The organism is Caballeronia eucalypticola (assembly GCF_047608185.1).
Taxonomy (GTDB): Bacteria; Pseudomonadota; Gammaproteobacteria; order Burkholderiales; family Burkholderiaceae; genus Caballeronia.
Genome location: NZ_JBLKRU010000008.1, coordinates 56,036 through 77,767, shown reverse-complemented (window position 1 = coordinate 77,767; position 21,732 = coordinate 56,036). Strand labels below are relative to the sequence as shown.

The following is a 21,732-nucleotide window of genomic DNA, read 5'->3' as shown; positions in this document are numbered from 1 at the left end:
TTCTTATCGCGCCGGCTTTCCCGGGTCAGTCACGAAGCCAATCTTGCTCAGCCCCGCGCTTTGCGCTGCACCCATCACGCGGGCGATCACGTCGTAATGTGTTGCAGCCGATGCCCTCAAATGAAGCTCAGGCTGCGTCGGCTTCTTGCCGTCCGCCGCGAATTGCGTCTGCATCTGCTCGAACGTGATTGGCTTGTCATTCCAGTAAAACTTTCCCGTATCGTCGATGGAAAGCGTGATGGTGTCCGGCGTCTCGCGCGCCACCTGCGACGCCACCTTCGGCAGGTCCAGCCGGATGGCATGCGTGAACAACGGCGCCGTGATGATGAAAATCACCAGCAGCACCAGCATGACGTCGATCAACGGCGTCATGTTGATCTCCGCCATGGGCGCGCCGTTCGATTTCTTGTCCAGTCCGCCGAATGCCATGATGTACTCGTCCGGGTGCGGGAATATGAGGGTCGGCGGGTGGTCGGTTAAACCACGCGGTCTTCAACCGGCGCGCTCTTGGCGCGGCGCGGCGCAACGCCGCTCGTGTACGCGTGCAGATCGTGCGCGAAACCGTCGAGTTCTTCCGATATCTGCCGCACCATCCGCCCCAGCACGTTGTACGCAAGCACGGCCGGGATAGCCACGACCAGCCCGAACGCCGTCATGATGAGCGCCTCGCCAACCGGACCCGCCACGTTTTCGATCATGGCCTGCCCGCTCGCGGCAATGCTGCCGAGCGCGTGATAAATGCCCCACACGGTGCCGAGCAAGCCGACAAACGGCGCTGTACTTCCCACCGATGCCAGCAGGACCTGCCCGAATTCAAGCCGCCGTTGCGATGCTAGCAACGCATGTCGCAACGCGCGCAGCACGCGCTCGCCGGGCTCCACATGCGCGATCAAGGCGCCGGGCATCTCGGCTTCGGAAGCACGCCATGCAGCAACCGCAAGCGGCAGGTACACCCGTTCCCGATCCACTTTCCGCAATTCCGCGATGCCTTCGGACAGCGTCGGCGCCTGCCAGAAACGCTGCACGGCGCGCGGTCCCTGACGCTTCGCGCGCACCAGGACCCAGGCCTTCACGATGAGAAAACACCAGCTCGCCACCGACATGGCCAGAAGCACGCCCGCGACGCCATGCGTGATGCCGTCGCTGCTCTGCAAATAATGGATGATGCCGGTTGTAGCCATCGGAAAAATAACCCCGGGGTTTAGTGGCTCGGACTCAGGCTTCGCGCAAACCGAGCACGTCTTGCATGTCGAAGTAACCGCGCTCGCGGCCCGCAAGGAAGTGCGCGGCGCGCAACGAGCCTTGCGCATACGACAGCCGGTTGGCCGACTTGTGCGTGATCTCGATGCGCTCGCCAATGCCGGCGAACAACACAGTGTGATCGCCGACAATATCGCCGCCGCGAATGGCCGCGAAACCAATGGTCGATGGATCGCGTTCGCCAGTCACGCCTTCGCGCCCATACACGGCGCAATCCTTCAGCTCGCGGCCGAGCGCGTGGGCGATGGTTTCACCCATTGCAAGCGCGGTGCCCGACGGTGCATCGACCTTGTGCCGGTGATGCGCCTCGATGATCTCGATGTCGTACCCTTCGGCGAAATGTCGCGCTGCGAACTCGAGCAGCTTGAGCGTCACGTTCACGCCCACGCTCATGTTCGGCGCAAACACGATGCCGATTTTTTCACCGGCCGCGCGCAATTGGACTTTTTGTTCATCGTCGAAACCGGTCGTGCCGACGACCATCTTCACGTTATGCCGCAACGCCGCTTCCAGATGCACGAGCGTGCCTTCGGGACGCGTGAAGTCGATCAGCAGGTCCGCGCTGGCGAACACCTGCTCAATGTTGTCAGTCAGCGTAACGCCGGTCTCTTGTCCGAGGAACGCGCCTGCGTCTTGGCCGAGCTGCGGCGCGCCGGTTCTGTCGAGCGCACCGGCCAACGTGGCGTTGGCGTCCTTCAGAACTGTTTCGATGAGCATGCGGCCCATGCGGCCCGATGCGCCGGCGATGGCGATTTTCATGGCGTGTCTCGCGTGAGTTGGAGCTACGAAAGCGACGAAGTCAGAAGCATGATAGCGACACGACGGATGCGGCCGCAGCTTGGCGCGCAGCCGCCCGAGCAGAATAGATCCTGACGAAACCAGACAAAGCAGGCGGGCAACGTACGTCTGCCCGCCGTTCTGCTTAGTTGGTAGTCGTCGGCACGGAGGGCGCGCCTAGACCGTTGCCCGAGTTCGCCGGGGCAGGCGACGTGCCCGACGGACCCACGGCGCTGCTGTCCGGGATCGTGACCGGGTTCGGGCGACGCTGCAACTGGATCTGCGAGTTGCCTGCGGCACTGACGTTCGGCGGTAATCCCGGGTTGCCCGGCACAACCGGCATGGCCGACGAGCGAGTGCGGCCCGTAGGTGTCTGCACGGCGTCCGTTGCGCGATTTGCAGCTTGAGCGGCTTGCTGGTTGGCGTCGCCGGCAAACGCGTTCGACGCATTCGATGCATCCGGACGGATGCCCGGCGCACTAGCCGCTCCCGCGACCGCTGCCCCGCTCGCCGATCCCGCTGCGGCCGTTGCGTCTATTGCGCTGGCGCCTTTGGCCGAGGCCGCCGTGGCCGCAGCCGTAGCGGAGGTCAGCTTGACGCCCTTGTCGCCATCGATTTCAGCCAGCAGTTCGAGATTCGACGGCAAATTCTCGCCGCCCGACCAGCTCGCCACCGTATTGCCCGCGAACAGCACGACAAAGTCACGCTGCTGCACAACCGACGTAGAACCGCGCTTGAAGTAGAAGACGTAGTCCCAGCGATCCGCGTGGAACATGTCTGCCAGCAACGGCGTGCCCAGCAGCGCCTTCACCTGGTCTCGCGACAAGCCGACTTTCATCTGGCTCGCGGCTTCCGCCGAAACGAAGTTCCCCTGCACAACCGTGATCCGATACGGCGTGATGTGCTGCGCGATGCTTTGCGTAACGCTGTCGTAAGTGGAACATCCAGCCAGGACGGTCATAGTGGCGGCAGCGATCAAAGTTCCGCGCATACGACGGCTCTCCCGGCTATTCAATAAAGATTTTAGAAACATTTCACCCTTCATTTCACCCTTCGCCTGGCCCATCGCCCGTGGGGGCGCAAGAAGTTGCGGAGTCTTTCGGAGATCGCGCCATTTCGTTCGGATGGTGACCGGAACGGTAAAAACGCATTACTATGAGAACCTTGAATTGTACTCTAGGGATGCCTAGCCATGACCAATCCCGCCGATCTGAAAAATATCGGGCTGAAGGCAACGTTGCCCCGGCTCAAGATACTTGAGATTTTCCAGCATAGTCCTGTGCGTCATCTGACTGCAGAAGACGTGTATAGAAACCTGTTGCACGAAGAACTCGACATCGGTCTCGCCACCGTGTACCGGGTGCTCACTCAATTCGAGCAAGCGGGCCTGCTTTCCCGCAGTAACTTCGAGTCGGGCAAAGCGGTGTTCGAACTCAACGAAGGCACCCATCATGACCATCTGGTGTGTCTGGACTGCGGCATGGTGGAAGAGTTTTTCGACGCTGAAATAGAAAGCCGCCAGCAAGATATCGCCAAGGAACGCGGCTTCAAGCTGCACGAGCACGCGCTTGCCCTGTATGGCACGTGTACGAAGGAACATTGCCCGCACAGGAAGAACTGATCTTGATGAGTGTATGTGCGTGTGATTCAGCACGTAACGTAAAACAAGCGTGAAAAAGCCGCCGGTTCTTGCAAACCGGCGGCTTTTTTTCAGCTTGATTCCACTGCCTTACTTGTCGGCGTTATTTGGCGTTGGCCAAAGCAACAGCCGTGTCCAGCATGCGGTTCGAGAAGCCCCACTCGTTGTCGTACCAGCTCGACACCTTCACAAGACGGCCTGACACCTTCGTCAGCGTTGCGTCGAATGTGGACGATGCCGGGTTGTGGTTGAAGTCGATCGACACCAGCGGCGCGGTGTTGTAGCCCAGGATGCCCTTCAACGAGCCTTCCGATGCTTCCTTCATGATCGAATTCACTTCGTCCACCGTCGTGTCGCGTGCAGCGATGAACGACAGGTCCACGATCGACACATTGATAGTCGGCACGCGAATGGCGTAACCGTCCAGCTTGCCGTTCAATTCCGGCAGCACCAGGCCAACTGCTGAAGCGGCGCCAGTCTTCGTCGGGATCTGGCTATGCGTGGCCGAGCGCGCGCGGCGCAGGTCCTCGTGATAGACGTCGGTCAGGACCTGGTCGTTCGTGTACGCGTGGATCGTCGTCATCAGGCCGTTCACCAGGCCGATCTTGTCGTTCAACGGCTTGACGAGCGGCGCCAGGCAGTTCGTCGTGCACGATGCGTTCGAGATCACCGTATCCGACGCCTTCAGCACGTGATCATTCACGCCATAGACGATGGTTGCATCAACGTCCTTGCCGCCCGGCGCCGAGATGATGACCTTCTTCGCGCCGCCCTTGATGTGCGCACTGGCCTTTTCCTTCGTCGTGAAGAAGCCCGTGCATTCCAGCACCACGTCGACCTTCAATTCGCCCCACGGCAATTCGGCCGGGTTGCGGTTAGCCAGCACGCGGATGCGGTCGCCGTTCACCACGAGGTAATCGCCATCCACCGACACTTCGCCCGGGAACTTGCCGTGCGCCGTGTCGTACTGCGTCAGGTGCGCGTTCGTGGCGGCATCGCCGAGATCGTTGATCGCAACGATCTCGATGTCGTGCTTCTTGCCGTTTTCGTAGAAGGCGCGCAGCGTATTGCGGCCGATCCGGCCGTAGCCGTTGATTGCAACGCGAATCGTCATGGTCTATCTCCTGATGGCTGAAAAAATGTTCCAGTTCGCTGCTGCGGGGTTTGCCGGATGAGTTGGGTCATCAACTCCTCCAAAGACAAAGTACCCGATATCAGCCCGCGAGCGCGGCTTTTGCCGTCTCCACGACATGCTCGACGGTGAAGCCGAAATACTTAAAAAGCTCGCCGGCGGGCGCGGATTCGCCGAACGAATCGATGCCCACCACGCCGCCCTCGAGACCCACATACTTGCGCCAGAAATCGGTCACGCCGGCTTCGATCGCCACACGCACGACGCCCTTCGGCAACACGCGGTCGCGATACTCCTGGTCTTGCAGATCGAACGCGTTCGTACACGGCATGGACACGATGCGTGCGCCAATGCCTTCCTGCGCCAGTTTCTCGCCGGCCTTCAGCGCCAGTTCGACTTCCGAACCCGTGGCAATCAGGATGATCTTGCGTGCGGGAATGTCGTCGTTCCAGTCGCGCAGCACGTAGCCGCCCTTCGCAATGTTCGCGATCTGCACGTCGTTACGCGCCGAGAACAGCAGGTTCTGACGCGTGAAAATCAGCGCCGAAGGCCCTTTGTGCTCAATGGCATGCGTCCATGCAACGGCGGTTTCGACGGTATCGGCCGGACGCCACACTTGCAAGTGCGGAATCAGGCGCAAGCTCGACGTTTGTTCCACCGACTGGTGCGTCGGGCCATCTTCGCCCAGGCCGATTGAATCGTGCGTGAACACGAAGATAGACGGCGCTTTCATCAGTGCAGCCACGCGCAGCGCGTTGCGGCTGTAGTCCGAGAACGTCAGGAAGGTGCCGCCAAACGGCCGATACCCACCATGCAGCACGATGCCGTTGATGGCCGCGCTCATGCCGAACTCGCGCACGCCGTAGTTGATGTGGTTGCCCCACTGGATCTCGTTCGTGTTCTCACCCGCGCGCACCGGCTTCGATGCCTTCCAGTTGGTCAGGTTGGAGCCCGTCAGGTCGGCAGAACCGCCAAGCAGTTCAGGCAGCGCGGCGGCAAGGCCGTCGAGCGTCTGCTGCGACGCCTTGCGCGTGGCAATGGTTTCGCCCTTCTGATTCGCAGCTTCAATAATGTTCTTCGCGTCCTGCGCCCACGTGGCCGGCAGTTCGTCTTTCATGCGGCGCACGAACTCGGCGGCTTCAGCCGAATGCTTCGCGCGGTAGGCATCGAAGCGCTTGTTCCACTCGGCTTCGGCGCGCGCGCCCGCTTCCTTCGCGTCCCATGCCGCATAGACTTCCTGCGGAATCACGAACGGTTCCCAGGTCCAGCCCATACCGGCACGCGCGTCCGCGATTTCCTTGGCGCCCAGCGGCGCGCCATGCGAATCGTGGCTGCCTTGCTTGGTCGGCGCACCCTTGCCGATAGTCGTACGGCAGCAGATCAGCGTAGGTTTGTCCGAGTTCTTCGCTTGCGCAATGGCCGCGTCCACCGCGTCAACGTTGTGGCCATCGACCGCGCGGATCACGTTCCAGCCGTAGGCTTCGAAACGCTTCGGGGTGTCGTCGTGGAACCAGTGCTCAACGTGACCATCGATAGAAATACCGTTGTCGTCGTACAGCGCGATCAGCTTGTGCAGCTTGAGCGTGCCGGCGAACGAACAGGCTTCGTGCGAGATGCCTTCCATCATGCAGCCGTCGCCGAGAAACACGTACGTGTGATGGTCGACGATCTTCGTGCCGTCCTTGTTGAACTCGGCTGCGAGCAGTGCTTCGGCGAGCGCCATGCCGACCGCGTTCGCCAGACCCTGGCCAAGCGGGCCGGTCGTCGTTTCAACGCCCGGCGTAATGCCGTATTCCGGATGCCCCGGCGTCTTCGAATGCAGTTGACGGAAGTTCTTGAGTTCGTTGATCGCCAGGTCGTAGCCGGTCAGATGCAGCAACGAGTACAGCAGCATGGAGCCATGACCGTTCGACAACACAAAACGATCGCGGTCGGCCCAATGCGGATTACTCGGGTTGTGCTTGAGGTGACGCGACCAGAGCGCCACGCCGATTTCCGCCATGCCCATTGGCATGCCCGGGTGGCCGGAGTTGGCCTGTTGCACGGCGTCCATTGCCAGCGCACGGATTGCGTTGGCCATCAGGGTGGTCTGGCTGGAAGTCGGGGTCGTCATGTCGAGTCCGGTAGGTCCTGAAAAGATCCTGGGATGATTCTGAGCGACGCACCGGAGCAAACGATAGAACCTACGTTTTCAACACCCGGAGCGACGAGAAACGGAGAGGATCGGAAGCCGGTTATTCTAGCAGACGACTTTGAGGCGCTGGCGGGACGGCGGCGGGGAACCGGGCGGCGCAGGAAGCGATTGTTCGCCGGAAACGGCAATCATGACGAAGGCTTCCTGCGGGCACGCTCCCTGCACCAGCACATCGGCAGACGCGGCGTAGCGCCGCAACTGAAACCCGCCCAGCCCGCGTGGCCCGGCCTTCGCGGCCCGGCCCGTCTGCCAAAGGGCGCCATGGCACAATGCAGGCATCAGCCGAGCTCGAGGAGAAGCCCTTATGTCCGACCCCCGCCCCGCCGATGTGCCGTGGCTCACGCCTTACCTGACCGTTCGCGATGCCCGTGTATCCACGGGGTTCTACGAACAAGCGCTAGGTTTTGCAGTGCGTGACAGCGTCAACGACGACGGCGCCGTGATCCATGTCGAGATGACCTATCGCGGGCAATTGATCCTGATGTTCGCCCCCGAAGGCGCTTATGGTTCGCACGCGAAGACCCCAAAAAGCACGGGCTTGATGGCGCCGCAATCGTTCTATCTCTATGTAGACGATGTAGACGCCGTGTTCTCGCGTGCAATCGCGGTCGGCGCGAAACCGCTGATCCAACCCCAGGACCAGTACTGGGGCGATCGTTTTGCACAGTTCGAAGACCCGGACGGGTATCGGTGGGCAATCGCCCGGCATTTGAATTAGGCTGGGTCCGTCGTGTTCTACGTCGTCGTGTTCTGCGTTCTAGATAAATAGCCAAGTTCAGCATCCATCACTTCCCTGCCCCCGCGCTGTACAGCGCCCGGGCGAGTCATTTCATGCCACGTTTCTTTGTTGCCAGCCCGCTCGTCGCGGGCGAAATGATGCCCTTGCCGGACGATGTCGTCCGCCATGTGCACGTCCTGCGCCTGCAATCGGGCGACACGGTCCATCTGTTCAACGGAGCGGGCGGTGAATATCGCGCGCATCTGGTTGAAATCGGCAAGCGAACTGCGATCGTTCACCTCGATGAATTCATCGAACGTGAAGCGGAAGCGCCGTATCGAATCACCCTGGCGCAAGGCGTGGCGGGCGGCGACAAAATGGATTGGCTGATCGAGAAGGCGGTGGAACTGGGCGTCGCGGCCGTCGTTCCGCTCACGGCCGAACGCGGCGTGGTGCGGCTTTCGGGTGAACGCGCGGCGCGTCGGCAAGGACATTGGCAGGCGTTGGTACGAGCCGCATGTGAGCAATGTGGGAGAAACCGGGTGCCGGATGTCGCGGCGCCTCTGGACCTGGACAAATGGCTCGGTAACCTGCCGCCCGCCGGAGATGGCGAGTTGCGGCTGCTGCTGTCACCGCGTGCTCAGCTTGGCTTTGCGTCTTTGCCAACAAGCGCGCCCGCGGCACCGGTGACCGTCGCGATCGGGCCGGAGGCCGGGTTTTCGCCGGCAGAGGAAGCGACTATTGTCGATGCCGGGTTTGCCACGCTTGGCCTTGGACCTCGCGTCTTGCGCACCGAAACGGCGGGTATAGCAGTCCTTGGGGCACTCGCCGCGCGCTGGGGCGGGTGGTGATGCACGTCGGTAGGCTCCCGCGCTGCGATTCATTCCGCAATAAAACGCAAAAAAGCCAGTCAACGCCTGTGTTCAACAGACGACGACCGGCTTTCTGACCTCTTTTCGCCGAGAGACCGCAGCGCCTTGCCCGCAGTGCTAAACCCTGAATTCGGGCGCTATCGCTTACGTGCCGGCGAAGAACTCAGGCAAACGCCTCAGGCGAACGAGTAAAACACCCTGAACGCCACACGCCGTTCCGCCCAGAATTCCGCTGCTTCGCGAAACACGTCGAGCAAGGTTTCGCGCCCTTCTTTGTCAAATTTCTGCGCAACCGGCAGCGCTTCCAGCACGATCACGAAGCCCGGCTGCGAACCCGCTTTATGCACCAGATCGGTAAGACTGTCGTAGAGCGCGTCGTAGTTCTTCCCGAAGTGCTTCGGAAACAAAAACGATGTAGCGATAGTTTCGAGCACTTCCTGCTTGCTCTGGGCCTGACCGCAATACGCATATAGGAAATGCTGACCCAGCTTGCTCGCTTCGTCGGCGAGATCCTGGACCCTGAAAGCGCGGATCGACTGCACGATATTTGATCGCACCGTCTTGAAAAGACTCATAGACCCCTCGTTCAATGATGACAGCGCCGTGCTCTGTTCGTCGTCGGGTCGATTTTCGTCTGTCGTGCGGAGTCGCAAAACTCGCTGGAACATGTTGCCATCGCCGGCGAAAAGATCACCCGCGACACCGTTGTCGTGCGCGTAGATGTTGTCGCTCATGCCGTTCATCCCGAAGTTAATCCCGCAATGCGTTTAAAACTCACGTAATGGTCGTCGGTATAGAAGCAGTTGTCGATCTGCCGACGGGGCCCGCCACATACGATCCGACGTGCGCCGCGATCGCGGGCGCGCGGCGTAGGAACGGTGTATTCGTGGTAAAAGCCGCGCGGGTGCGGCGGCAGCATACGCTCGCGATTGCCAAACACGATGCCGTCTTTCTCATACGGAAACGGCCCGCCAGCCTCGATCCGCCGTAGCGTCACAATGGCCTGTTTTGGCAATTGCGCGGCATCGACGGTAGTCTGCGACGGTTCCGAACCCGTTGAGGCGGTATCGCGCCAGCTCTCTGCGCGCGGATCGCTTTTCAGCTTGTCCTTGTCTTGCAACACGTGCGGCGGTTCCGCCTGCGACGCTACTGCAGAGGTGTTCGCACCCGGGCTTTGGGCATCCGGCCCGCTTTTCCCGCAGCCGCTCAACACCCATGAAAGCGCCACGATCAATCCACAAAACCACGCGCGCTTCACGAAACCTGTCCCCGCTTTGAACCCAAAAATATGACGACCATGAAAGACGTAAGGGTATCGCTAATGACACCGGGAATCAACGTTGGTTCGGCAGATGCTCATTTTTCAGGCGCTTTCTCCCTCGTATCTGACCGTTGTATGCGGCTCGCCAACGCTTTTTCATCAATGACAAGAAAAATAGGCCTCGATCATTTTTAGGATCAGTCCGAGATACTTTTAGCTTGATTTAGTGAAAAATGACTTCATGCATGGTTTGGGGCGTGGAACCAGTGTCGCCTCTCTCGCGAAGCTTCCACGGTGTAAAAATCGGCACCATCGCTGTTTGGAGGAGAAAGCAAATCCCCTTGCACACCTCGTGGCGTGTCGGATCATCCGGCACGCCTTTTTTTTCGTGCGGGGAAACCCGATAAGCCAAAAGAGATTCCAAGGCATGAAGCCGAGTGGACGCTCTGTTCACGCTGGCCAGACGAGCGCAGAAATAAAAAGAGGGATTGCGACACCTCGTCGCAATCCCTCTTTTGCAGTTCTTCTTACCGGAGTTCGACTCGAACCGCCGCCCGGCGCGGGTTGAGCTCCCGCGGGTCTAAGCCGCCCGAGCCTTGAACCCTTACCGCGCCACAGCCGTAGCGTCCGCCACCAGCAACGCCGTCATGTTCACGATCCGGCGCACCGTAGCCGATGCCGTCAGCACATGCACAGGTTGAGCCGCGCCCAGCAACATCGGGCCAATCGCGATGTTGTTGCCGGCCGCCGTCTTCAGCAGGTTGTACGAGATATTCGCGGCATCAATATTCGGCAGTACGAGCAAATTCGCGTCGCCTACCAGCGTTGACTCCGGCAGGACTTCGCGGCGCAGGTTGGCGTCCAGCGCGACGTCGCCGTGCATTTCACCATCCACGTCCAGATCCGGCGCACGCTCGCGCAGCAATGCCAGCGTGTCGCGCATCTTGACGGCCGTCGGCGCGTTGCTTGTACCGAAGTTCGAATGCGACAGCAACGCGATCTTCGGCACGATACCGAAACGGCGCACTTCTTCCGCCGCCATGATCGTGATCTCGCAAAGCTGCTCGGGGGTCGGGTCCACGTTCACGTGCGTGTCGACAATGAAAATCTGCCGGCCCGGCAGCACCAGCGCGTTCATTGCTGCGTAGACGCTGCAGCCTTCCTTCTTGCCAATCACCTGATCGACGAAATGCAGGTGCCGATGCGTCGTGCTGATCGTGCCGCAGATCATGCCGTCCGCTTCGCCCTTCTTGACCAGCATTGCGCCGATCAACGTGGTGCGTCGGCGCATTTCAAGCTTCGCCATTTGCGCGCTGATGCCCTTCCTCGCCATCATGGTGTGATACGTCTGCCAGAAGTCGCGATACCGCTCGTCGTGATCCGTATCCACCACCGTGAAGTCTACGCCGGCCGTCAAACGCAAACCGTACTTCGTGATCCGTTGCGCGATCACAGCCGGTCGTCCGATGAGGATTGGCTTGGCGATCTTTTCGTCCACCGCGATCTGCACGGCGCGCAATACGCGCTCTTCTTCACCTTCGGCGAACACAATGCGCTTCTTGTCTGGCTCCACGCTGCGTGCGAGCTGGAACACGGGCTTCATGGTCGTGCCGCTGTGATAGACGAACTGCTGCAGATGCTGCTCGTAAGCATCCATGTCTTCGATAGGACGCGTGGCCACGCCTGAGTCCATGGCAGCTTTTGCCACGGCCGGCGCGATCTTCACGATCAGGCGCGGGTCAAACGGTTTCGGAATCAGGTATTCGGGACCAAACGACAAGTCCTGAATGCCATAAGCGGTTGCCACGATATCGCTTTGTTCCTGCCGCGCCAGTTCCGCGATTGCGTTCACCGCGGCAATTTCCATTTCGCGCGTGATCGTGCTTGCGCCTGCATCCAGTGCGCCGCGAAAAATGAACGGGAAACACAGGACGTTGTTGACCTGGTTCGGGTAGTCCGTACGGCCGGTGGCAAGCACGGCATCCGGACGCACTTCCAGCGCCAGTTCCGGCAGGATTTCCGGCGTCGGGTTGGCAAGCGCGAGAATCAGCGGCTTTTGCGCCATGCCCTTGACCATCTCCTGCTTCAGCACGCCGCCGGCGGACAGCCCCAGAAATACGTCGGCGCCTTCCATTACGTCGGCGAGCGTACGCGCCGAGGTTTCGCGCGCAAAACGTTCCTTGTCCGGATCCATCAATTCCACACGGCCCTTGTAGACCACGCCGGCCAGATCGGTCACGAAGATGTTTTCGAGCTTCATGCCGAGTTCAACCAACAGGTCCAGACACGCCAGCGCCGCAGCACCTGCACCCGACGCAACCAGCTTCACTTCTTCAATCTTCTTGCCGACCACGACCAGGCCGTTCGTAATAGCAGCCGCGACCACGATAGCCGTGCCGTGCTGGTCGTCGTGGAACACCGGGATCTTCATCCGCTTGCGGCATTCACGTTCCACGATGAAGCAATCCGGCGCCTTGATGTCTTCCAGGTTGATGCCGCCGAACGTGGGCTCCAAAGCGCAGATTACATCGACGAGCTTCATGGGGTCCATCTCGTTCAGCTCGATGTCGAACACGTCGATACCTGCGAACTTCTTGAACAGCACGGCCTTGCCTTCCATCACCGGCTTCGATGCCAGCGGGCCGATGTTGCCGAGCCCGAGCACCGCAGTGCCGTTGGTCACGACGCCGACCAGGTTGCTGCGCGCGGTAAAGCGCGCGGCATTCAGCGGATCGGCGACGATTTCCTCGCACGCGAACGCCACGCCCGGTGAATAAGCCAGCGCGAGATCGCGCTGGTTGATCATCTGCTTGGTGGGGGCAATCGCGATTTTGCCGGGAGTCGGAAACTCGTGGTAATCGAGCGCGGCTTCGCGGAGTTTGGCTTTGGCGTTATCGGCTGGAGTGGTCATGAGGCGTCGGTCTGAAGGCAAGATTAGAATAGAAGTTCGAATGCATTGTAGCGCCAATCAAAGTCCGTCCCGACCGGTGATACCGGCAATACACGGCACATAGCCCATTTGGACAAGGCCTGGAAAAGCACCATGAGCGCCAAGCCGGCAGCGGGTTACGCCGCAACGCTCCCTTATTAAGATGAAACGCGCGCCAACACGCGCGCATCGTCTCCAACCTCGCCCCTCGACATTTGCCGGATCGCCGATGCTCTCAGAGTTTTCCCTGATCGAACGATATTTCTCCCAGCCCGCCGCCGCATTTCCATCAACGGGCGATGAGCCGAACGCGACGCTCGGCATCGGGGACGACTGCGCGCTGCTCGCGTCGCAACCCGGTCAGCACTTGGCAATTTCCACCGACATGCTCGTCTCGGGCCGCCATTTTTTCCCCGATGTCTCCCCGTGGTCGCTAGGTTACAAAGCGCTGGCGGTGAATCTGTCGGACCTGGCCGCCATGGGTGCGAAGCCGCGCGCGTTCACCTTGGCGCTGTCAATGCCGAAAGCTGATGAAAGCTGGCTCGAAGCATTCAGCAGCGGTCTATTTGAAATGGCGAACCGATACGGCTGCGAGCTGATCGGCGGCGATACCACCGGTGGTCCTCACGTCACCATCAGCATCACCGTGTTTGGCGACGTGCCCGCCGCGCAGGCGCTGCGTCGTGACGCGGCTCGCCCGGGCGACGACATCTGGGTGTCCGGCGTGCTTGGCGGCGCACGTGCCGGGCTCGGCATCCGCCGCGGCGAATGGTCGCTAGACAGCCCTGCCAACGAAGCTATCGCCATCAATGCGCTCGAACAGCCGGAGCCGCGCGTGGCGCTCGGCATCGCGTTGCGAGGCGTCGCTCACGCTGCGCTCGATATCTCCGACGGCCTCGCTGGTGACCTGCTCCATATATTGAAGCGCTCGAAGATGCGGGCGACGGTGAATATCGATCAGATACCGCGCTCCGAAACCCTCGCCACGCTGCCGGAAACCACGCAGCGGCGTTGCATCCTGGCGGGCGGCGACGACTACGAGCTCTGCTTCACCGCGCCGGTCGCCGCAAGGACCGAAATCGAGCGGACAGGAACGGCGCAGAAAGTTTTGGTGACGCGTATCGGTACAATCGAGGGTCCGGCCACCGAGAGTCCAGCGGCATCTGGCGCGCCGAGCAAGCGTCCAGAGCCAGCGGCCATCGACTGGCGCGACAACATTGGTCCGGTTTCCTTTTTGGACACGGGCTTCGACCATTTTCATGCAGACTGATCCGATCATCGACACAATCGACGACACACCACGCCCGAAACCATCGCGCCGTACCAGCGCGCGCTTCATGCTGTCGCATCCGCTGCATATCCTGTCGCTCGGCTTCGGCAGCGGCTTGTCGCCGATCGCGCCCGGCACGGTCGGCACCTTGTTTGCATGGGTGTCGTTCGTGGTCTTCAACCCGCACCTGACGGTCGCCGAATGGGCCGTGCTGATCGCCGCGGGCTTCGTGGCCGGCTGCTGGTTCTGCGGTTTCACGGCGAAGAAAATGGGCATTTCCGATCCGTCGCCGGTGGTGTGGGACGAGATCATCGCGTTCTGGCTGGTGTTGCTGTTCGTCACGCCGGCTACGTTCACGGGACAGTTGTGGGCGTTCATCGTGTTCCGTTTCTTCGACATGGTGAAACCGCCGCCCATCAGTTATTTCGACCGCCAGTTGAAAGGCGGTTTCGGCATCATGTTCGACGATATCGCCGCTGCTTTCTTCACGCTGCTCGTGATTGCGCTATGGCGCATGACCATTTGATTTCCGTGTTGCCTGCATCTCACGTTTCCGACCGCCCCCACCCGAGGCTTTGCCATGGCTACCGATAACGTCGTCCACCAGCTCGCCATCCGTGCCGGCAACAAACTGCGCGACGAGCGTTTGATGCTCGCAACCGCCGAGTCGTGCACCGGCGGGATGGTCGCCGCCGCCATGACCGACATTTCCGGCAGCAGCGCGTGGTTCGAGCGTGGTTTCGTCACCTATTCGAATGCCGCGAAAACCGAGATGATCGGCGTGCCGGCCGACATGATCGAACGTCACGGCGCGGTCAGCGAGCCGGTCGCCAAAGCCATGGCGCAAGGCGCGCTGAGGAATAGCCGGGCGCAGGTATCGCTGTCGATTACGGGTGTGGCGGGGCCGGGTGGCGGCACGGAAACAAAGCCTGTTGGCATGGTGTCTTTTGCGTGGAGCAACCGCTTGCACACGTCGGTGGAGACGCAGCAATTCAAAGGCGATCGCGAGCAGATTCGCACCCAGGCGGCAGCGTACGCGCTGCGCGGCTTGCTGGAACTATTGGAACGCAGGGAACGGTGAGTAGACGGTGATCGAGCGGATGGCGGCAAGACAGGTTGACCAGGGTGACACGGGAACGGCCATGCACGGACGGGGTTGCTGATGCCGGCCTTTGTGTACGACACGGCTCAAATCATCAAGTGGCTCGGCTCGCAGACCGTTGCCAAGGCACGCGGGTATGTGGACGATGTGACGCGTCTGCACTGGGATGACGACGTCCTGCGTGCCCATGTTCAAGGGACGCAACGCCAGCCTTACACCGTCGAGGTGATGTTCAATGATCACGACGGCGCGGTTTCAGCGCAAGGCCATTGTTCCTGCCCGGTCGGATTCGGCTGCAAGCACGCCGCCGCCGTGTTGCTCGCGAGCGCGGCTGACCGACCGCGCGAATCTGAAGGCGTGCGCCCGGAAGTGGCGGGCTGGCTTGAAGGATTCCGCTCGCGCTTTGCCTCCACTCGCAATACGTCCGCAAAAAAACCCGGTGAATCGAACGGTGCGCTTGCGCTGGCTTATGTGCTGGGAACGTCGCGCGTCATGCGCACCGCCGAGGTCGCGCTCCACAAAGTGCGGCTCAGTCCCGACGGTTCGTTCCAGACGCTCGACCGGCCGTGGACCAATCTGGATGCGGCGCTTGTCAAGCAGCCGAAGTTCGTCAGCGATGAAGACATGACCATCGTTCGGGGCCTCGTCATTGGACGCACCCGCAACGATTTCGGTGGCTTTGGATTGCATGGCGAAGAAGGCGCGGACCTGCTGCAGCGCATGCTGGCGACAGGACGGCTGTTCAGCGCCATGCCGGCTGACCACGACACGTCGGCGCCGCGCCGGCCGCTGCGTGAAGGTGAGCAACGCCCGGGACGAATCGAGTGGACGCCTGATCCGGACGATCGCGTGCGGCCGGTGCTGCAAACCGACCCGCCCGCCACGCTGGTCATTCCCACCGAACCGCTGTGGTTCGCCGACGCGCAAACGCTTGAAGCGGGCGTCGTGGATATGCCGCAACCCGCGCGGCAACTGGCCGACTATTTGTCGATGCCGCCCATCTCGCTGGCCGAAGCGCCGCTGGTCAGCGCCATGCTGCGTGAAGTCGACTCCGACCTGCCTCCGCCGCCGGAGCCGGAAACGCTGAACGTGCGCGTTATCGATGTGGAGCCGGTGCCGGTGCTCCTGCTCGATACACGTCCCGTCAACAGCAGTTGGCGCTCCCGCGACGAGCGCACTGCGGCAAACGTGCTCGACTTTGCGCTGGTGACTTTCGATTACGACGGTTTCAGCATCGACCCCACGCGGGCCACCACGGTCATGCGGTCCACGTCCGGCGAGATGGTTCAGGTGAGGCGTCGTCACGATGTGGAAGCGCGCTATCTCGCCTCGCTCTACGATCTTGGCTTCCGCCAGATTCCATCGCATCAGCGTTTTGGACCCAAGCCCATTCCGAGCGGCGTGATCGGCTTGCCCGTGCCCGACGCATGGGCCGTATTCACTAACGACGCGCTGCCCGAGTTGCGGGAGAACGGCTGGCGCGTGAGCATGTCGCCGGAATTTCGCTTCGATTTCATCGAGATCGATGACATCGAGGGCACTGCGCGCCAGGGAACCGATGGCTGGTTCGACCTGGAACTCGGCATTGCCGTGGGCGATCGGAGCGTCCGGCTCGAACCGCTTCTGGCTGACCTGTTTCAGCGCGACCGGCGCTGGCTGGCTGGCGCTATCGATTCAATTCCTGACGAAGAAGGCATCGAACTCAAGACCGATCTCGGCGAGCGCCTGCGGGTGCGGGCGGCACGGATCAAGCCTGTGGTGCGCGTGCTGATCGATCTCTTCGATACTATCGGCACGCATCCGCTGCGCGTTTCCGAACAGGACGCGGGACGACTGGAAGCGCTCACCGACACAGCCCGTTGGCAGTTTCACGGCGACCTCTCCATTCGCGAGCTTGCGCAGCGTTTGCAGGAAGGGCCGGGGCTGCGGGAAGTGCCCGTGCCGCGCGGCTTGCATGCCGAGCTTCGGGTGTATCAGCGCGAAGGGCTCAACTGGATGCAGTATTTGCGCGAGCGCAATCTGTCGGGTGTTCTCGCCGATGACATGGGTCTCGGCAAGACCGTGCAGGCGTTGGCTCACATTTTGGTCGAGAAGGAATCGGGACGGCTGGACCGGCCGGTGCTGGTCGTGTTGCCGACCACGCTGGTTCACAACTGGCGTGAGGAAGCGAAGAAGTTCGCGCCTGATCTGCGCGTGCTGGATCTGCATGGCCCGCAGCGCAAGGAACGTTTCGATCAGATTGACGAGCACGATCTCGTGTTGACCACGTACCCGCTGCTGTGGCGCGATCAGGCGATGTTGTCGCTGCACGAATATCACCTGCTGATCCTCGATGAAGCGCAGATTGTGAAGAACGTCGCGACGAAGGCCGCGAAGGGCATTCGCGATTTACGCGCGCGGCATCGGTTATGTTTGACTGGCACGCCGCTGGAAAACCACTTGGGCGAGTTGTGGGCGCAATTCGATTTCTTGCTGCCCGGGTTCCTTGGAACGCAGAAAGATTTCACGAAGCGTTGGCGCACGCCGATCGAAAAATACGATGACCCGGTGCGGCGCGATTTGCTGGTGCGCCGGATTCGGCCGTTCATGCTGCGTCGAAGGAAAGATGAAGTCGCGAAGGAATTGCCGCAGAAAACGACCATCGTGCGGACCGTGGCGCTCGAGGGTGCGCAGCGCGATTTGTACGAGACCGTGCGGATTGCGATGCAGGAAAAAGTGCGGATGGCGGTCGCGGATCAGGGATTGGCGCGCAGCCACATTGTCGTGCTCGAGGCGTTGCTGAAGTTGCGGCAGGTTTGCTGCGATCCGGCGTTGGTGAAGTTGGCGCGGGCGGGCGGTGTGGAGGAATCGGCGAAGCTCGATTTGTTACTCGATATGCTGCCGGAGTTGCTTGAAGAAGGACGTCGGGTGCTGCTGTTTTCGCAGTTCACGGGCATGCTGGCGATCATTGCCGCCGCGCTCGATGAAGCGGGGCTTCCGTATGTGACGCTGACTGGCGATACGACTGACCGGATTACGCCGGTGACGCGCTTTCAGGATGGTGAGGTGCCGTTGTTCCTGATCAGCCTGAAGGCGGGTGGCGTGGGGTTGAATTTGACTGCTGCAGACACGGTGATTCATTACGATCCGTGGTGGAATCCGGCGGCGGAGAATCAGGCGACGGACCGGGCACATCGGATTGGGCAGTTGAAGCCGGTGTTTGTCTACAAGCTGATTGTGGCGGGGAGTATTGAAGAACGGATTGTGGCCATGCAAGGCCGCAAAGCCGCTCTCGCCGATAGTATTTTGCGTGAGGACGCGGCTGGAGCAGCGAAATTTTCTGCCGAGGATATTGAGGCGTTGCTGGCGCCAATGCCGGCGGTTTGAGGGTGCTCGCGCCGGTGGACGGGAGGGGTTTGGTCGGGGTTGGTGCCGGGGTGCTAGGTTCTAGCTTTAGTGGGCGGAGTCAATGCCGGGTTGCTAGGTTCTTGCGTTAGCGGTCGGAGTCTATTCCGGGTTGCTGCTCTCTAGGTTGGTGGTTTGCTTAGGTTCGCTAATCTTTTTATCACTATTAGCCACTGCGCGTGGCGGCGCTTCGTTTCTTTGTCCAAAGCGACAAAGAAACGAAGCAAAGAAAGCGCTTTCACCGCTCTACCCTAAGTGTCCACAGCGTGCAGTTCCATTTCATGGGTGCCCCAAAAGCACGGTGCTCGCCAGAGCTTAGGATGTTTGAAACCCTCCTTCTCGCGAATCCTGACAGCAAAACGCTTCGCCCCGTACGCTCTCGGGCTAGCACCCGTGCCTCACAATCCGATCGGCCTTACGCGTTTGTGCGACTCCACTTCGTTTGCGAACCTAGCCGTCCGGTTTGCGCAGCAATCCCCGTGAAACAGCCTACTTCGTGAGCTTTGGCAGCTTGGTTGCGAGCTCTGCCCAGCAATTTCATGGACTTTCGGCCGGATGCAGATTGATTGCCTCTTTTTTTGAGCGTTTGTTTAGCCCGCATATTATTTATTGCCGGCTACGGCCTCACGCATTTTTATGACGCAATTTCTTGGCGGGTTGCCGACATGGTTCCGTATGCGAACCTATTTGGCGGGTGGTTTACGCGGATAGCGCGAGGTGCCCCTTGGCAGGTTCAAACACTGGTGGCGCAGCGTGGGGTATCCGTGTTCGGAGAAAGAGGGTTTCACACATCCGTGGCTCTTGCGAGCACCGTGCTTTTGGGGCACCAATGAATGAAAACTGCACGCTGTGGACACTTAGGGTAGTGCTGTTAAAAGCGCTTTCTTTGCTTCGTTTCTTTGTCGCTAAGGACCAAGAAATGACGCGCCGCCACGCGCAGTGGCTAATAGTGATAAAAAGATTAGCGAACCTAAGCAAACCACTACCCTGGAGAACAGCAACCCGGCAATGACCCCGACCGCTAACTCCAGAACCTAGCAACCCGGCATTGACCCAGAACCGCAAACCCCCAAACCCGCGCCAGCCCCTTTCGGTCCACCGGCGCGAGCGAAAAACCAAGTCGCGAATGAAAAACTAAACCACTACAGTCTGAGCTTCACCAGCAAGCGATTCCCTCACCACGCCGATCGACCAAACCTGCTCGCCCGCAGCCGACAAAAGCCCCGTCGCGGCTTCAGCGTCGCCAGCGGCCACCACAACGACCATCCCGATTCCGCAGTTAAACACCCGGTGCATCTCCGCATCAGCCACACCGCCGTGCTTCTGCAGCCACGAGAACAACGGCGGCAACGGCCACGCCCGGTGATCCAACTCGACCGTCAAACCATCACGCAAAACCCGCGGAATATTCTCGACCAGCCCGCCACCGGTGATATGCGCCATGCCCTTCACGGCCATTTGCGACATCAGCGACAACAACGGCTTTACGTAAATATGCGTAGGCGCCATCAACGCGTCAGCAAGCGAACGGCCATCGAAATCAGCATTCAGGTCAGGCTGCGCGCGCTCAATGATCTTGCGCACCAGCGAATACCCGTTCGAATGAATTCCCGAAGAAGCAAGTCCCAACACGACATCGCCCGGCTGAATGGTCGAGCCATCGATAATCTTGCTTTTCTCAACCGCGCCCACCGCAAACCCGGCCAGATCGTACTCACCGTCCGGATACATGCCCGGCATTTCGGCGGTTTCACCGCCAATCAACGCACATCCGGCCAGCTCGCAACCCTGCGCAATGCCCTGCACCACGGTCGCAGCCGTATCCACGTCCAGCTTGCCGCACGCGAAATAATCGAGGAAAAACAACGGCTCGGCACCCTGCACCAGGATGTCGTTGACGCTCATGGCGACCAGATCCTGGCCGACCGTGTCATGCTTGTTCAGTTGAAAAGCCAGCCGCAGCTTCGTACCCACGCCGTCGGTGCCGGAGACCAGCACCGGCTCTTTGTATCGTTTAGGTACTTCAAACAGCGCGCCGAACCCGCCAATTCCCCCCAACACGCCATCGCGCATGGTTTTCTTGGCAAATGGCTTGATCCGGTCGACAAGCGCGTCGCCGGCATCGATGTCCACGCCCGCGTCGCGATAGGACAAACCTTGGGCGTCTGGGGCGGATTTCGGTTGATTCATGGGGGATCGGCGAGAAGGTCGGTAAAATGAGATTTTAACCGATGCCAGCCGCCCGGCCGCATTTCTCGCAGTTCGCGGCCCTGCCTCCGAAAGACCGCACCAAACCCTTTTCGAGACACGCGCCCATCCGGCTGGAAACTCGACCCCGCGCTCAACGCCTTTCGCCACGGTTTAAACCCGGCATTGGCCCGCTGAGCGCGCCGCTTTTCAAGATACGCCCTGACGGAACCGATTGCCCGTGCAACGCCAACTGACGCTCGATCTCGGCACGCCGCCGCTCGCCACCTTCGATAATTTTTTCGCCGCCGGCAACCACGAACTGGTGACCCGCCTGCGCGAACTCGACGGTGCGCTCGCTGCCGGCCCCGTGGCCGACCGGACCTTCTATGTATGGGGGGAAGCCGGCAGCGGCCGCAGCCATCTGCTGCAGGCGCTGGTGCACGAAGCGAACGGCCGGGCGCGCTTTCTGAGCCCGCAAGCGCCGCTGGCCGCGTTCACGTTCGACCCCAAGGCGAGCATCTACGCCATCGACGATTGCGAACGGCTGTCAGGCGCGCAGCAAATCGCGCTCTTCAACCTGTTCAACGAGGTGCGCGCGCATCCGGCCAGCGCGCTGGTGGCAACGGGCAATGTGGCGCCGCTGGGGTTATCGGTGAGAGAAGATTTGCGCACGCGCCTCGGCTGGGGACTTGTATTCCAGCTCACGCCCCTCTCCGACGAAAGCAAAGCCAGCGCGCTGAAACACGCGGCGCGCGAGCGCGGCATTGCGCTGGCTGACGACGTCCCGGCTTACTTGCTCACGCATTTTCGCCGCGACATGCCCAGCCTGATGACCTTGCTCGACGAACTCGACCGCTTTTCGCTGGAACAAAAGCGCGCCGTGACGCTGCCGTTATTACGCACGATGCTCGCCGCAAAAGAAGACGATGCACCGCGTCCGCAAACTGAGCTTTTTTAGCCCTTTTTCAAGGCCATCATCCCCGCCGCGAGCACCCAGCGAACGC

The 21,732-nt window shown here is 60.8% G+C and carries 18 protein-coding genes; 8 read left to right on the top strand and 10 right to left on the bottom strand.

What is annotated here, in order from left to right; genetic code table 11:
* Positions 1 to 3: 3 nt before the first annotated feature.
* From ACMX25_RS11880 to ACMX25_RS11865, 4 genes are all read right to left on the bottom strand, one after another.
* Positions 4 to 429 (bottom strand): ExbD/TolR family protein, encoded by a 426-nt coding sequence (locus ACMX25_RS11880; RefSeq protein WP_414950075.1) that lies wholly within the window; start codon positions 427 to 429, stop codon positions 4 to 6.
* A gap of 47 nt (positions 430 to 476) precedes the next feature.
* The gene (locus ACMX25_RS11875) at positions 477 to 1,181 is read right to left on the bottom strand and encodes a MotA/TolQ/ExbB proton channel family protein (protein ID WP_414950074.1); all 705 of its coding nucleotides are present in this window, start codon (positions 1,179 to 1,181) and stop codon (positions 477 to 479) included.
* Between the two features lie 34 nt (positions 1,182 to 1,215).
* Positions 1,216 to 2,019, bottom strand: a complete 804-nt coding sequence (dapB, locus tag ACMX25_RS11870) for a 4-hydroxy-tetrahydrodipicolinate reductase (protein WP_414950072.1) — start codon at positions 2,017 to 2,019, stop codon at positions 1,216 to 1,218.
* A 163-nt stretch (positions 2,020 to 2,182) separates the two neighbouring features.
* Complete coding sequence (locus ACMX25_RS11865; protein WP_414950070.1) at positions 2,183 to 3,028, bottom strand: outer membrane protein assembly factor BamE; 846 nt, start codon at positions 3,026 to 3,028, stop codon at positions 2,183 to 2,185.
* A gap of 201 nt (positions 3,029 to 3,229) precedes the next feature.
* Between ACMX25_RS11865 and fur the strand changes: the two genes are divergently transcribed.
* Positions 3,230 to 3,658, top strand: a complete 429-nt coding sequence (gene fur / locus ACMX25_RS11860; protein WP_047895757.1) for a ferric iron uptake transcriptional regulator — start codon at positions 3,230 to 3,232, stop codon at positions 3,656 to 3,658.
* A 121-nt stretch (positions 3,659 to 3,779) separates the two neighbouring features.
* On the opposite strand, the gene gap is transcribed toward fur, so the two are convergent.
* Positions 3,780 to 4,790: a type I glyceraldehyde-3-phosphate dehydrogenase gene (gene gap, locus ACMX25_RS11855; RefSeq protein WP_414950067.1), complete on the bottom strand. Its 1,011-nt coding sequence runs from the start codon at positions 4,788 to 4,790 to the stop codon at positions 3,780 to 3,782.
* Between the two features lie 100 nt (positions 4,791 to 4,890).
* Positions 4,891 to 6,921, bottom strand: coding sequence for a transketolase (gene tkt, locus ACMX25_RS11850; RefSeq protein WP_414950065.1), 2,031 nt, complete (start codon positions 6,919 to 6,921; stop codon positions 4,891 to 4,893).
* Between the two features lie 385 nt (positions 6,922 to 7,306).
* Here tkt and ACMX25_RS11845 point away from each other — a divergent pair, with 385 nt between their 5' ends.
* Together ACMX25_RS11845 and ACMX25_RS11840 are read left to right on the top strand one after the other, a co-directional pair.
* Positions 7,307 to 7,720, top strand: coding sequence for a VOC family protein (locus tag ACMX25_RS11845; protein WP_414950063.1), 414 nt, complete (start codon positions 7,307 to 7,309; stop codon positions 7,718 to 7,720).
* 113 nt (positions 7,721 to 7,833) lie between these two features.
* Complete coding sequence (locus ACMX25_RS11840; RefSeq protein WP_414950061.1) at positions 7,834 to 8,571, top strand: 16S rRNA (uracil(1498)-N(3))-methyltransferase; 738 nt, start codon at positions 7,834 to 7,836, stop codon at positions 8,569 to 8,571.
* A 197-nt stretch (positions 8,572 to 8,768) separates the two neighbouring features.
* Here ACMX25_RS11840 and ACMX25_RS11835 read toward each other — a convergent pair whose 3' ends face one another.
* The 3 genes from ACMX25_RS11835 to ACMX25_RS11825 form a co-directional block, all read right to left on the bottom strand.
* Positions 8,769 to 9,326, bottom strand: coding sequence for a barstar family protein (locus ACMX25_RS11835; protein ID WP_213768530.1), 558 nt, complete (start codon positions 9,324 to 9,326; stop codon positions 8,769 to 8,771).
* Between the two features lie 5 nt (positions 9,327 to 9,331).
* Positions 9,332 to 9,850: a ribonuclease domain-containing protein gene (locus ACMX25_RS11830; RefSeq protein ID WP_414950059.1), complete on the bottom strand. Its 519-nt coding sequence runs from the start codon at positions 9,848 to 9,850 to the stop codon at positions 9,332 to 9,334.
* Positions 9,851 to 10,457: 607 nt separating this feature from the next.
* Positions 10,458 to 12,764 (bottom strand): NADP-dependent malic enzyme, encoded by a 2,307-nt coding sequence (locus tag ACMX25_RS11825; protein WP_414950057.1) that lies wholly within the window; start codon positions 12,762 to 12,764, stop codon positions 10,458 to 10,460.
* Between the two features lie 247 nt (positions 12,765 to 13,011).
* Between ACMX25_RS11825 and thiL the strand changes: the two genes are divergently transcribed.
* The 4 genes from thiL (at position 13,012) to ACMX25_RS11805 (ending at position 18,520) form a co-directional block, all read left to right on the top strand.
* Positions 13,012 to 14,052, top strand: coding sequence for a thiamine-phosphate kinase (gene thiL, locus ACMX25_RS11820; RefSeq protein WP_414950055.1), 1,041 nt, complete (start codon positions 13,012 to 13,014; stop codon positions 14,050 to 14,052).
* Positions 14,042 to 14,578 (top strand): phosphatidylglycerophosphatase A family protein, encoded by a 537-nt coding sequence (locus tag ACMX25_RS11815; RefSeq protein ID WP_414950053.1) that lies wholly within the window; start codon positions 14,042 to 14,044, stop codon positions 14,576 to 14,578. The genes thiL and ACMX25_RS11815 overlap by 11 nt, the downstream gene beginning before the upstream one ends.
* 54 nt (positions 14,579 to 14,632) lie before the next feature.
* Positions 14,633 to 15,133 carry a CinA family protein gene (locus ACMX25_RS11810; protein WP_414950051.1) on the top strand — a complete coding sequence of 167 codons (501 nt, stop codon included), beginning with the start codon at positions 14,633 to 14,635 and terminating at the stop codon, positions 15,131 to 15,133.
* An 81-nt stretch (positions 15,134 to 15,214) separates the two neighbouring features.
* The gene (locus ACMX25_RS11805; protein ID WP_414950050.1) at positions 15,215 to 18,520 is read left to right on the top strand and encodes a DEAD/DEAH box helicase; all 3,306 of its coding nucleotides are present in this window, start codon (positions 15,215 to 15,217) and stop codon (positions 18,518 to 18,520) included.
* A gap of 1,152 nt (positions 18,521 to 19,672) precedes the next feature.
* On the opposite strand, the gene purM is transcribed toward ACMX25_RS11805, so the two are convergent.
* On the bottom strand, positions 19,673 to 20,728 hold the full coding sequence (gene purM, locus ACMX25_RS11800; protein ID WP_414950048.1) for a phosphoribosylformylglycinamidine cyclo-ligase: 1,056 nt from the start codon (positions 20,726 to 20,728) through the stop codon (positions 19,673 to 19,675).
* Between the two features lie 232 nt (positions 20,729 to 20,960).
* Between purM and hda the strand changes: the two genes are divergently transcribed.
* The gene (gene hda, locus ACMX25_RS11795) at positions 20,961 to 21,686 is read left to right on the top strand and encodes a DnaA regulatory inactivator Hda (RefSeq protein WP_414950046.1); all 726 of its coding nucleotides are present in this window, start codon (positions 20,961 to 20,963) and stop codon (positions 21,684 to 21,686) included.
* The last annotated feature ends 46 nt before the right edge of the window (positions 21,687 to 21,732 follow it).